Consider the following 13,529-nt stretch of genomic DNA (forward strand, 5'->3'; position numbering starts at 1 on the left):
TATTACGGCGTTATTGCGGGCTTATTGCGGCAAGTTCAAGTTTTGCCAAAACAAAACAGCTGGCCTACCACCTCTTCTCGAGGGGCAGGCCAGCTGTTTCGCCGTTAGGACGTCGTTAGGGAGCTGTTCGGGCTACGGCGAGCAAACGCCGTGCTAGCAGGAGCAAACGCCGTGTGCCGAGTAAAAAACCCAAGCTGGCGGGCCAACGCCGTGCTGCCATGCTTTTAGTCGCGCTGCGGCTGTGGACCAGCCGGACCATCCGAATCATCAGAGTCGTCCGAACCACGCTCGTCTTCTGGACGTTCCAGCAAAGCGCCGGAACCACCGTTGTTTGGCGTATCTGGGCTCAACGTATCTGGCTGACCATTCGGATCACCAACGGTGCCCGGCTGATCATCTGGGTCATCCCCATCGGAACCAGAACCACCCTTGCCGTCGTTACCGTCCTGGTCGTCGGAAACAGCAGCATCGTCCGACTCGGTTGGGTTCTCTACTTCACGAACGTCATCCTCGTCCAACTCACCGAATTCTTCTTCCGGCAGTGGCTTTGGACGCGGACTGAAGGTGAACTCGCCCTTCTTCTTGTTGTCTTCGTCGAAGCCTTCCACGTCGACAGAGATGATTTCGCCGGCACCCAACTCGCCGAACAAAATCTTCTCCGACATTGGGTCTTCGATCTCCCGCTGGATGGTACGACGCAGCGGACGAGCACCCAGTACGGGATCGAAGCCACGGCGAGCCAGCAGCTTCTTCGCGTTCTCGGACAGCTCGATGTCCATGTCGCGGTCATGCAACTGCTTGGCGACGCGGCCGATGAGCAGGTCCACCATTTCGACGATCTGTTTTTGGTTCAACTGGTGGAAGACGACGGTCTCGTCGATACGGTTCAAGAACTCTGGGCGGAAGTGCTTCTTCAGCTCTTCGTCAACCTTGTTCTTCATCCGGTCGTACTGGGAATCCGGGTCGAATTCCGACTCCGAAGAAAAGCCGAGGCCAACAGCCTTGGAAATATCGGAGGTACCCAGGTTAGAAGTGAAGATCAGCACGGTGTTCTTGAAGTCCACCTCACGGCCCTGGCCATCGGTCAAGCGACCTTCTTCCAATACCTGCAGCAAGGTGTTGTAGATCTCCTTGTGCGCCTTTTCGATCTCGTCGAAAAGCACCACGGAGAACGGCTTACGACGAACCTTCTCGGTCAACTGGCCGCCTTCTTCGTGGCCCACGTATCCCGGAGGGGCACCGAACAAACGGGAGGCCGTGAAGCGGTCGTGGAACTCCGACATGTCGATCTGGATCAGATCGTCGTCGTTACCGAACAGGTAGTTCGCCAGCGACTTCGACAACTCTGTTTTACCGACACCGGATGGACCGGCGAAGATGAAGGAACCGGATGGACGGTTTGGATCCTTCAGCCCTGCGCGGGTGCGGCGAATCGCACGGGAAACAGCCTTGACGGCTTCGTCCTGGCCGATGATGCGCTTGTGTAGTTCTTGCTCCATGTTAAGCAAACGGCTGGACTCTGTTTCGGTCATGCGCAGCGCCGGAATGCCGGTCCAGTGCGCAAGCACTTCTGCGATCTGGTCCTCGCCTACCTCGGCGATGTCTTCCAGGTCGTTTTCACGCCACGCCTTTTCCTTCTCCGCGCGCTCTTCGTTCAACTTACGTTCGCTATCGCGCAGGCGCGCCGCCTTTTCAAAGTCTTGGCCGTCGATAGCGGCTTCCTTGTTACGACGAACCTCTGCGATGCGCTCATCAACCTCACGCAGGCTTTCTGGAGCGATCAGCCGCTTGATGCGCATGCGCGCACCGGCCTCGTCGAGCAAGTCGACGGCTTTGTCTGGCAAGAAGCGGTCATTGATATAACGGTGTGCGAGCTTCGCCGCAGCCTCCAGGGCATCATCGGTATAGGAGACACGGTGGTGTGCCTCGTATTTGTCGCGCAGCCCCTTGAGAATCAGCACAGTGTCTTCCAGTGATGGCTCTTCAACCTTCACCGGCTGGAAGCGACGCTCCAGAGCAGCGTCTTTTTCAATGTGCTTGCGGTATTCCTCCAAGGTGGTGGCACCAATGGTTTGTAGCTCACCGCGCGCCAGTTTCGGCTTCAGCAGTGACGCAGCATCGATGGCGCCTTCGGCAGCACCGGCACCAACCAGGTTGTGGATCTCGTCGATGAACAAGATGATGTCGCCACGCTGGTTGATTTCCTTCAGCACCTTCTTCAGGCGCTCTTCGAAGTCACCACGGTAACGCGAACCAGCAATCAGCGAACCCAGATCCAGCGAGTACAGCTGCTTATCCTTCAGGGTTTCTGGCACCTTGCCGTTAACGATATCCAGGGCCAGGCCCTCTACGACGGCAGTCTTACCAACACCAGGCTCACCAATCAGCACCGGGTTGTTCTTGGTACGGCGCGAAAGCACCTGCATGATGCGCTCGACCTCAGAATCACGGCCCACAACCGGGTCCAGTTTGCCTTCCTTCGCAGCCTGCGTAAGGTTACGGCCGAACTGATCCAGCACCAGCGAATTAGAGCGGTCGCCCTTACCACCGCTACTGGAACCGCCACTCATGGACGGGCCAGCACCGGCACCTGCCAGGCCACCACCGCCAGGTGCGGAAGAAGAACCGCTACCGGAACCATCCTGGTTACCGCCTTCATAACCGGACAGCAACTGAATAACCTGCTGACGAACGCGCGGCAGATCAGCGCCCAACTTGGTTAATACCTGCGCGGCAACGCCTTCGCCCTCACGGATCAGGCCAAGCAGCAGGAATTCAGTGCCGATATATTTGTGGCCCATTTGCAGGCCTTCACGCAAGGAAAGCTCCAAGACCTTCTTTGCTCGTGGAGTAAATGGGATATGTCCGCTGTGCGGTTGGGATCCCTGTCCGATGATCTCTTCGACCTCATTGCGGACATCGTCTAAGGAGATATCCATCGATTCCAGGGCCTTAGCAGCGACCCCTTCACCTTCGTGGATCAGACCAAGCAGAATGTGCTCGGTACCGATGTAATTGTGGTTAAGCATGCGAGCTTCTTCTTGCGCCAAAACAATGACGCGTCGAGCTCGGTCCGTAAACCGTTCAAACATGTGCTCTGAGTTCTCCCTAACCGATTTGCGATATGTTCCACCCACCATAACGCGCAACTATCACCGACCCTTCCCGTTTTGCGAATCGATTCACCGAATTTCGGTATATCCGCAGGCTAAGGGCCTGTTCGCCTGTAGCGAACACCCTGTTTACGGAGGTTTTGCACAGCAAAAAGCGACGCCCGGAGTGGAGGTAATCCGGGCGTCGCTCGTGTTCCAGGCGGCAAACAGGAACAGGTTTTAGTTCGCCAAAGCAGCGGGCTCTTCGCCCAAACGCGCCTTCTTTACGTACTCGATCTCTTCATCCAGCTCATTAGCCGCACCCCGACGGCGAGAAGCGTAAATTACCAGCGACAATCCCGTCGACAAGAGCGCGAAGACCAGCAGACCACCGAGACCGCCCCAGAAGGTAGCGTCGTACAGGCCATCCGTCACGCGCATAAAGGCATCGCGCGTGTAGCTCATTGGGTGGAAGTTGTGCAGCAACCGCAGCGGAGCCGGCGTGGTATCCAGCGGCCAGATACCACCGAACACGAACAACCCCAGCGCAAAGAGACCCAACGAGAACACCCCGCCGTACATACGGCCGAACAAGATGCGCAGGAACTGGAACACCGCCGAACCAGTAACGGCCGTGAGCGCCAGCACCCCGATAGCGGCTACCCAATTATCCGGCGACCAGCCCAGAACAATGGAGAAGCCAGCGAAAAAGCCGATCACCGCGAAGTTGACCAGCGAAATCAACCCCAGCGCCCGCAACACAGGCCCCAGCACGGTGTAGCTGTTTGCCCGCTTGCCGACGACATGTGGCAGAAGCGTCGACAACAACGCCATGGCTAGGTAACCAAAGACGACGATGACCAAGATCGCGGCACCAGCAGTGATGTTCTTGACGGTTGGGTCGGACTCATCAGCCACGGTTTGCACTGGGTGCACATTCGACGCGGTGAAGTTGATCGGCACCGCAATATTGGCAGCCGAAGCTTCTGGCTTGCTGATCTTCGGTGCCTTCGCAGCACCTTCCGCCAGCTTGGTGGACAGTTCATTCGTACCGTCTTGCAAACGAGTCATGCCGTCCAGCAACTGGCCGCCACCATCGTTTAGTTTGGTGGTGCCGTCTTTCAGGCGACCGACTCCGTCGGTCAGCGAACCCGTGCCCTCGTTCAGGCGGGTTGCCCCGTTATCCAATTGACTAGCACCGTCGGCCAAGCGGCCCACACCCCCGTTGAGCTGCGTGATGCCATCGTCCAAACGGTGGGCACCATCGTGCAGGCGCAACACACCAGCCCGGTAGCGCGCATTCGGGTCCGCCAGGTTGTAGTGCAGCTGGCCGGTGCCCTCCCGCAGGCGGTTGAGCTGGTTAACCATGTTCTGTTGATTAGCAGGATCCAAGCGGCTGACAATCCCCGCCAGTTTCTCAGCTTCCGCGTGAGCACCGAAGGTATGCAGCACATCAATAATTGGCTGCATATCCGGCAGCGCACCTTGCACCTGCTCCAGTAGCGGCAACAACATACCGGTCAACTGGTTCACACCGGCATCAATCTGTCCTGCGCCGTCGGCAAGCTGATCAGTGCCAGCCAGCAACTGATCCATGCCGTTGGCCAACTGGGAAGAGCCATCCTGCAGGCGGGCAGCACCATTACTCAGTTCGCCCACTCCGGTAGTCAGTCGCGTGGTGCCAGCTTTCAAATCCGTGGTTCCCTGATGCAAACGCCCGGCACCATCCTGCAGGTCAGAAGCTCCTTTGTCCAAACGCGAGATACCGTCAACCGCCCGCGCACCACCGTCTTTCAGCTGGGTAGCGCCGGCATCCAAACGCCCGGCGCCGTCGGCAGCCTTGGTTATTCCCTCGCTCATGCGCCCCAGGCCATCAATAACCTGCGTGGCGTATTTTTTGGAGATCGCATCGGCGACCTTGTTTTGCACCTGCGGGATCAAACTATTGGTAATCACCGCACCGTTGGTGCCATAAAAGTCATTTTCAGCGAAGTGGATATTAGGCTGGCGCGGGTTGTCGCTAATGATGGTCACGGCATCATCTGAGAATTCTTTCGGAATCGTGACCACAAAAAGGTAATCGCCGCGGGTCAGGCCTTTTTCGCCTTGCTCTCTATCAACTTCTGCGAAATTCAGATAGTCCGTTTCCAGCAGGCCTTCTACGACCTGGTCACCGTAGTTGATGTATTTGCCGTCGCGGTCGACACCTGCGTCTTCATTCACAACCGCGAGCGAAACATTCCGCAGGTACTTTGATGGGTCCCACATCGCCCACATGAAAGTCGCTGCACCAACCAGTGGCAGGACGAGCGTGAGCACCACCAGGATGCGCGTGATGGTTGATTTCGGACGCCAGTCGAGCATCCTGTGCCACAGGTTTTTCTCCCCTGCAACGTGATCAGCAGTACTCACAAGAAGACACCTCCACTATCTGTCTGTGAGAGTTAATAGGTCCTGCCGGCGCTGTGTCGCCGCTCGTGGCATCCACGTGCTGCGTTATGCACCAGCTTCACACTTGCTTGGAAAACAAAACATAATTGCTTACAAGAGCGAAGTTTTAAAATCCACAATTAGTTTATTTTCCCTAGCAAATGCGTTAGCATCTTATAGCACACCACGTAAATTTTCCTATTCTGTGATGTGCAACACTATAGTATCGGAGAATTTAGGGAGTCGCGATATAACGAGTATCCAAATACTCGTTGATGCCTTCAGCACCGCCCTCGCGACCAAAACCAGACTCCTTGATGCCACCAAACGGCGCGGCAACATCAGAAACACCCCCGCGGTTGATAGCCACCATGCCCGCATTCAACTCATGCGCCAAACGCTCCGCCGTATGCACATTCTCGCTATAGCCGTACGCAGCCAAGCCCACAGAAGTGTCATTAGCAGCAGTGATGGCGTCGTCCAGATCGGAATAAGTAGTAATCGCCACCACCGGGCCAAAGATCTCCTCGCGCAAAATATCCGCGTCCGTAGGAATATCTGACAACACGGTTGCCGGGTAGAAGTAGCCCTCGCCTTCCGGCACTTCCCCACCAGTGTGCACGGTGGCACCAGCCTTGCGGGCATCGTCGACCAGCTTAGCGATGCCATCGCGCTGCGCCGCAGTAATCATTGGGCCCAGACCGACGCCCTCATCCAAGCCATGGCCAGTGCTTACTTGCGCCAGCTTCTGCGTGATACGACGAGTGAATTCCGCAGCCACATCCTCGTGCACAATAAAACGGTTGGCCGACACGCACGCCTGCCCACCGTTACGCATCTTCGCTGCATACGCGCATTCCAGCACGCTGTCCAAATCCGCATCCTTGTGGATAACAAACGGCGCGTTACCGCCCAGCTCCATCGAAGTGCGCTGCAGGTTCTTCGCCGATTGCTCCACCAAAATCTTGCCGACGCCAGTGGAACCAGTGAAGGTGACCTTGCGCAGACGAGCATCCGCCATCAACTCACGCGACATAGCGGAAGACTTCGTCGTCGGCACAATAGAGAGCACACCGCTCGGAACGTTGTGCTTAGCGAAAACCTCGGCGATGACCTCACCGAGCAACAGCATCGTCAACGGGGTTTCCTTGGCCGGTTTCACGATCATGGTGCAGCCCGCAGCCAGTGCCGGAGCAATCTTGCGCGTGGCCATAGCGAATGGGAAATTCCACGGGGTCACCGCCAAGCAAGGGCCTACCGGTGTATGGGTAACGCGGATAGTGCCAGCACCAGACGGGGACTTGCCATAGTGGCCGTCGATACGCACGGCTTCTTCCGCAAACCAACGCAAGTACTCCGAACCATAACCGACCTCACCTTTCGCTTCGGCGAAAGTCTTGCCCATTTCCAAGGTCATCACCGTGGCAAAATCCTCGGCACGGTCCTGCACAGCGGCATAAATATCCATCAGCACGTCCGCACGCTGACGAGCAGTGAAATCCTTCGCCCAGGTGTCCTGGACGGCGTCGGCAAGATCTAAAGCCTTCATCCACTGCGTGGAATCAGCATCAGAGACCTGCGCTAACACCTGGCCCGTGGCCGGATCTTCCACCTCAGAATAAGCGCCGCCGACCCCGGCAACTTGCTCGCTGCCCAACCAAATTTTGGTAGGCAAGTTATTGATCAATTCAGTATACGGTGCGTAATCGAAGCTCATACTCACACTCTACGCGGGGTTGTGCAGTTTAGCTCACATTACGCAACCGCTGTGCGTGGGCTGCGGATAAAAAATGTCATCGGAACCATCGCCGTGACCATCACCGCAGCCACCACAAATGCTGCCCGCACACCCTCGGCCGTCGCAGCCGCTTCCGCCAGCCCAGCACCCAAGCCAGACTCGGTACCCCGAGTCAACACCACCATCAACAACGCGGTACCGGCGGCAGCAGCCAATTGCTGCAGTGTCGTCAAGATGGCCGAACCGTGGCTGTAAAGCTCCCCCGTCAATGAACTCAGCGCGGTGGTCATCATCGGCGTCATCAACAGGCCAAAACCAAAAGCGAAAACCACATGGAAAATGACCAACTGCCAGCTCTGAGAATCAGTGCCGATGGTGCTGAACAACCACGTACCGGCTGCCATCAAGAAAGCTCCGGGAATCATGATCGGCTTTGGTCCCACCGAATCATAAATACGCCCAATAATCGGCGACATCACTGCCTGCAACACCCCGCCCGGCAACACGATCAAACCGGCAGTACGCGCACCATCGCCCAAACCGTTTTGCACGAAAATCGGCAGCATGGTGACGGTGCCGATCAGCACCGCAAAAGAAAACAACGCGATAAACACTGACAGAGTGAAATTACGGATCCGAAACGGCCGCAGATCCAACAAAGCCCGGCCCTTCGCGCCCAAACGCACCTGCCGCACGCCGAAAACCAGCAGTGCAATAACCGCGACCACCAATAGCCCGACGAGCAGACCAACGTTTTCGCCGGTATCCAGCGCAGTTTCTAAAGAAGACAGCGAATAGACAATGCCCCCGAACGCCACCACCGATAACGCAACAGAAAGCAGATCAATCGGTTGCCCGGTGTTCTCCCCGACGTTCGTCAACAGCTTCGCCCCCAGCAACAGCACGCCTACCAGCAGCGGCAGCATGCACAGAAAAATAGCGTGCCAGGTAAAAGCCTCTAAGATCACGCCGCCGACGGTCGGGCCAGTCGCCGGTGCCACCGCAATCACCACACCAATAAAACCCATAACGGTGCCCCGACGCTCTAGCGGCACCAGCTGCAGCATCACCGTCATCAACAGTGGCACAATCAAAGCGGTACCGGCGGCTTGCACAATGCGGGCCAGCAACAACACCGCAAATACCGGCGCTACCGCGCCCATGATCGTGCCCAGAATAAACAGCCCCACCGAGGCAAAGAAAACTTGCCGGGTGCTAAACCGCTGAATCAAAAAACCAGTGGTCGGAATGACCACGGCCATGGTTAGCATGAACACCGTGATCAACCACTGTGCGCTGGCGGCATTAATAGCAAAATCTTGCATAACCGCAGGCAGTGCAACCGACAACGAGGTCTCATTCAAGATCATGACGGTTGCTGCGGCCACTAGCACCGCCAACACGGCGACGACGTCCGGCGGGATCTTTTCCGGTTGTGCATTAACTCGGTTTTCACTCATATCGTTGCGGACCTCGATCCCTCCGAACCAGTATTATTTTTCGCTTAGCTTTGTTCCGGTTTCACAATCGGGAACAGGACGGTTTCACGAATGCCCAAGCCAGTCAGCGCCATCAACAAACGGTCGATACCCATGCCGGTACCAGCTGTCGGCGGCATACCTTGTTCCATGGCCGCCAGGAATTCCTCATCCAGCACCATGGCTTCCTCATCACCACCGGCAGCCAAACGCGCTTGGTCTTCGAAACGCTCGCGCTGGATCACCGGGTCAATCAACTCAGAATAGCCAGTTGCCAGCTCGAATCCACGCACATACAGGTCCCACTTTTCCGTGACCTTCGGCTTCGAACGGTGATCACGAGTCAACGGCGAGGTTTCTACCGGGAAGTCCTTGACAAAGATCGGCCCATGCAGCTGATCCTCACACAACAACTCCCAGATTTCTTCCACCAGTTTGCCGTGCTGCCAACCGCCATCCTTCGGAACCTTCAAGCCAATGACGTCGGCAATTGCCAGCAGCTCGTCGACGGTGGAATCCACCGTGACCTCTGGCTGGCCCGGGAATTTGCGGGCCAAGGCCTCGTTCAAAGACGGGTACATTTCGATTTCTGGCCACTCGCCGGACAGATCGTACTCGGTGCCGTCGGCAAGCGTAACTACCTGCGAACCGAAAACTTCCTGGGCAATGTGCTGGACAGCCTCGCGAATCATCGTCGCACCAGTGTTGTAGTCGCCCCAAGCTTGGTAGGTCTCCAACATCGCGAATTCCGGTGAGTGCGAGCGGTCAATGCCCTCATTGCGGAAGTTACGGTTGATCTCAAAAACGCGATCGATGCCGCCAACGACGGCGCGCTTCAAGAACAACTCCGGCGCGATACGCAGGTACAAGTCCAAATCCAACGCATTAGAGTGCGTCACGAACGGACGCGCAGCAGCACCACCATGGATGGTCTGCAGCATTGGGGTTTCGATCTCAACGAAATCTTCGCCTTCCAAGTAATTGCGCAGCGCACGAATCACCTTGATGCGGGTCATCGCATTCTCGCGGGCTTCCTTGCGCACAATCAGGTCGTTATAGCGCTGACGCACCCGAGTATCTTCCGCCATCTCTGCAAACGACACCGGCAGCGGACGAATCGACTTCGACGCCATCTGCCAGGAATTTACAAACACGGACAGCTCGCCACGCCGGGAAGAAATGACCTTGCCCTGCACCGCGACGAAATCGCCCATATCGACGTCGGCTTTCCACTGATCCAGCGCTTCCTTGCCAACTTCTGCCAAAGACAACATCGCCTGCACCTGGGTGCCATCACCATCTTGCAGGGTGGCGAAGCACAACTTGCCAGTATCGCGCTTGAACAGCAGGCGACCAGCGATGGCAACTTCATCGCCAGAATCGCCACCCGGCTGAATATAGGTCACGCCATTCTCGCGGGTGACTAGCTGTTCTGGCGCAGCCGGTGCAGCGTCGGTATCGGTGTCCTCCGGTTTCACCACAACATAAGCCCTGCGCAATTCGGCAAGGCTCATAGTGCGCTTAACCGCAACCGGGTAGGCCTGGTCACCACGGTCGAGTAAGCGTTGGCGCTTTTCCCGCCGGATACGCAACTGTTCCGGCAGGCTATCAGGGGCATCGGGGGAATTTTTCTGCTGACTCACCCGGCCCAGGGTAGTCGAAAAACACCACAAACGATAAGCCAGGCAGCCCAATGACAACGTTTCTGTGTTCTCATGCAAAAATTACTGTGATACGCCACACTTTCAGCCAAGCAGGAGACTGCCCAGTAGGAGACTACGGAGACTACAACGATGAACTCACTGTACTTAGTTGTCATCGGCCTCGCGATGATCATCGGTGGATACCTCATCTATGCAAAATTCCTCGGGAAGAAAATCTTCCAACTTTCCGATCGCTATAAAACCCCCGCACATGCCATGAACGACGGCGTGGACTACGTGCCAACGAACAAATTCGTGCTGTGGGGCCACCACTTCACCTCCGTCGCTGGCGCTGCCCCCATTGTCGGCCCGGCCGTGGCGATCATTTGGGGGTGGCTACCGGCATTCTTCTGGGTCACCCTGGGCACGATTTTCATAGCAGGCATGCACGATATGGGCATTTTGTGGGCTTCCCAGCGCCACCGCGGCCAATCCATCGGCACGCTGTCCGGCCGTTATATCGGCAAACGCGGGCGCAACCTGTTCCTCGTCGTCATCTTCCTGCTGTTGCTGATGGTCGTGGCCGCCTTCGCCGTGGTGATCTCCAACCTGCTCATCGCAAACCCCTCTGCAGTGATCCCAACCTGGGGCGCCATCGTCGTCGCCCTGCTCATCGGCCAAGCCGTCTACCGCATGCAATGGAACCTGCCGGTGGTATCCATCCTCGGTGTCATCGCGCTCTACGCGCTGGTGCTGCTCGGTGAGCGCTTCCCTATCGCGCTCCCAGAAACCGTCTGGGGCATCCCAGCCAACGGCGTGTGGATCATCCTGTTGTTCATCTACGCCGCCATCGCCTCACTGCTGCCGGTGTGGATCTTGCTACAACCACGCGACTACATCAACGGCCTGCAACTGTTTATCGCCCTGGGTATTCTCTACGGCTCCATGCTGCTCTCCGCACCGTCCATCGTCGCACCGCAGCTGAACAGCAACGTGCCGGAAGGCACCCCATCGATGTGGCCACTGCTGTTTGTGACCATCGCCTGTGGCGCCATTTCCGGATTCCACGGCATGGTCTCCTCCGGCACCTCGTCCAAGCAGCTGGAAAAAGAAACCGATTCCCGCTTCGTGGGCTACTTCGGAGCCGCCGGCGAAGGCCTGTTGGCGTTGGGCACCATCATCGCAGTTTCTGCTGGTTTCCAGAGCCTGGCTGAATGGGAAGAAATCTACAACGCGTTCAACGAAGGCGGCATCAGCGCTTTCGTCGACGGCGGCACCAACATCGTTAACGCTGGCTTAGGCATCCCGGTAGGCATCTCCACGACGATCTTGGCGACGATGGCCGTGCTGTTTGCCGCAACCACCATGGACACCGGCGTGCGCCTGCAGCGCCTGGTGGTGCAGGAAATCGCTGAGGTTGCGGGCATTCGCCTGAAAGCGTTCTCCGCGACGATCATTGCCGTGGGCATCGCACTAGTCCTGACCTTCTCCGCAGGTGCCGACGGCTCCGGCGGAATGACACTGTGGCCGCTGTTCGGCACCACCAACCAGATCATGGCGGCGTTGTCGCTGTCGATCATCGCCATCATCCTGGCGCACCTTCGCCGCCCGTCCTGGCTGGTGGTTGTGCCGGCTATCTTCGTCATGGTCGCTTCCCTGTGGGCTGCTATCTCGCAACTGGGCACATTCATTTCCGATGGCAACTGGCTGCTCGTGTTGATCGACGTCGTCATCCTGGTATGCGCAATCTGGGTGGTCATCGAAGCCACCGCCGCCTACCGGCGCGCGCAAAACACCCCGAAGGTGGTCTGGACCGACGAAGACACCGATGCTCCACTACCTCAAGTGCAAGCCATCAAACGCGGGAAATAACACGGGCCGGAAGCTACGCGTCATGTCTATCGTCGACAAGCTAAAAGCCTTCGGGCAGGGATTAAACGAATATTATTCCGCGCCGTACCGGGCCACGTTTGCGCGCGCACGGCAGGAAGAAGATGACCTGTTCCAGCTGCTGGTGATGTCCGAAGCCCTGGGCATTCCCAACCCGGCCAGCTTTTATACGCTGGAATTATTGCCCATCATCTACGAAGATTTCCATGCCTGGCACCGCCGGATGGGGATGCTGCGCTCGCCTTTGGAGGAGATCCAGTGTTGTTAGAGCAAATCAAAGCGCTTGCTGACGACAGCCCGGCGGACGCTAACCCAGATGCGCCCCTGATCGTGTTTTTCGGCGGCAAAGGTGGCGTCGGCAAGTCCACGATTGCTTCCGCAGTAGCCCTCGGGTTGGCAGAAGATGGCTATTCCGTGCAATTGGTCTCCACCGACCCAGCGCACAACCTGGGGCATATGTGGGAGCAAGCCGTCGGCGCGCGCGGTGTAACTGCACAAGCAAGTGCAAACCTGCACCTGCTGGAACTGGATCCAACAGCCACCACCAAAGCGCACATCGCGCAGGTGGAAGCCACCATGCGACGGATGATGCCAGAGCGCCTACACGGCGAAGTGGCCAAACACTTGGACCTGGCGCGTAATTCGCCGGGCACGCACGAAGCCGCAATGGTGGAGGCGATCGCGCAGGTAGTGGAAGATTCCGACCATGATTTCCTGATTTTCGATACCGCACCGTCTGGGCACACTTCACGGCTATTAGCGGTGCCGGAATTGATGAACGCCTGGACACAGGGGCTGATGAACCGGCGGGAGAAATCAGAACGGTTTTCGGAGCTGATCCGTGGGATGGACCCAAAACACACTGCCACCGACGCAGTGGACCGCCGCAACCAGGAGCTGCGCTCCATCTTGCACAAACGCCAGCAAAGGTTTGCCCGTCTGCGGGATTCTCTGCAGCAACAATCAGTGTTTTATTTGGTGCTCACAGCAGAGAAGGTGCCGGTTTTGGAAACCGCGGAACTGTATGCAGAGCTGGCGAAAACTGGGATTCGCGTTGGTGGCGCGGTGGTAAACCGGCGCTCACCGGCGGATCAAGGCGAATTTTTGGCGAACCGACGTCGCCTGGAAGATGCCGCACTAGACGATCTGCACCGCCGGTTGCCGCAGGTGAGTGTGACGGAAGTGCCACTGCTAGATTCAGAGGTCGGTACCCCGGCTGCCTTGGCAGAAATTGCTGCGCACCTGGGACGCAGCTAGT

8 protein-coding genes are annotated in these 13,529 nt (G+C 57.4%); 3 read left to right on the forward strand and 5 right to left on the reverse strand.

The genetic code is table 11. The annotated features are described in order from the left end of the window. Nucleotides 1–224: 224 nt before the first annotated feature. From O146_RS0108485 to lysS, 5 genes are all read right to left on the reverse strand, one after another. Entirely contained in the window at nt 225–3,092 is a 2,868-nt protein-coding gene (locus O146_RS0108485) for an ATP-dependent Clp protease ATP-binding subunit (RefSeq protein WP_027018195.1), read from the reverse strand. A 240-nt stretch (nt 3,093–3,332) separates the two neighbouring features. Further along, on the reverse strand, nt 3,333–5,504 hold the full coding sequence (locus O146_RS0108490; RefSeq protein WP_244266827.1) for a YhgE/Pip domain-containing protein: 2,172 nt from the start codon (nt 5,502–5,504) through the stop codon (nt 3,333–3,335). Between the two features lie 253 nt (nt 5,505–5,757). Beyond that, a complete protein-coding gene (locus tag O146_RS0108495; RefSeq protein WP_035000726.1) occupies nt 5,758–7,239 on the reverse strand; it encodes an NAD-dependent succinate-semialdehyde dehydrogenase in 1,482 nt (493 codons plus the stop codon). A gap of 38 nt (nt 7,240–7,277) precedes the next feature. Next, nucleotides 7,278–8,720, reverse strand: a complete 1,443-nt coding sequence (locus O146_RS0108500) for an MDR family MFS transporter (RefSeq protein ID WP_027018198.1) — start codon at nt 8,718–8,720, stop codon at nt 7,278–7,280. Between the two features lie 44 nt (nt 8,721–8,764). Continuing rightward, on the reverse strand, nt 8,765–10,381 hold the full coding sequence (lysS, locus tag O146_RS0108505) for a lysine--tRNA ligase (RefSeq protein WP_027018199.1): 1,617 nt from the start codon (nt 10,379–10,381) through the stop codon (nt 8,765–8,767). 150 nt (nt 10,382–10,531) lie between these two features. On the opposite strand from lysS, the gene O146_RS0108510 reads away from it, so the two are divergent. The 3 genes from O146_RS0108510 to O146_RS0108520 are packed head-to-tail and all read left to right on the forward strand — an operon-like array spanning nt 10,532 to nt 13,528. After that, nucleotides 10,532–12,253: a carbon starvation CstA family protein gene (locus O146_RS0108510; protein WP_027018200.1), complete on the forward strand. Its 1,722-nt coding sequence runs from the start codon at nt 10,532–10,534 to the stop codon at nt 12,251–12,253. Nucleotides 12,254–12,275: 22 nt separating this feature from the next. Next, nucleotides 12,276–12,539 (forward strand): cory-CC-star protein, encoded by a 264-nt coding sequence (locus O146_RS0108515; RefSeq protein WP_027018201.1) that lies wholly within the window; start codon nt 12,276–12,278, stop codon nt 12,537–12,539. Beyond that, the gene (locus tag O146_RS0108520) at nt 12,530–13,528 is read left to right on the forward strand and encodes an ArsA family ATPase (RefSeq protein ID WP_081820621.1); all 999 of its coding nucleotides are present in this window, start codon (nt 12,530–12,532) and stop codon (nt 13,526–13,528) included. Before O146_RS0108515 ends, O146_RS0108520 begins: the two co-directional genes overlap by 10 nt. Nucleotide 13,529: the final 1 nt, after the last annotated feature.

It is taken from the genome of Corynebacterium pseudodiphtheriticum DSM 44287 (assembly GCF_000688415.1).
Taxonomy (GTDB): domain Bacteria; phylum Actinomycetota; class Actinomycetes; order Mycobacteriales; family Mycobacteriaceae; genus Corynebacterium; species Corynebacterium pseudodiphtheriticum.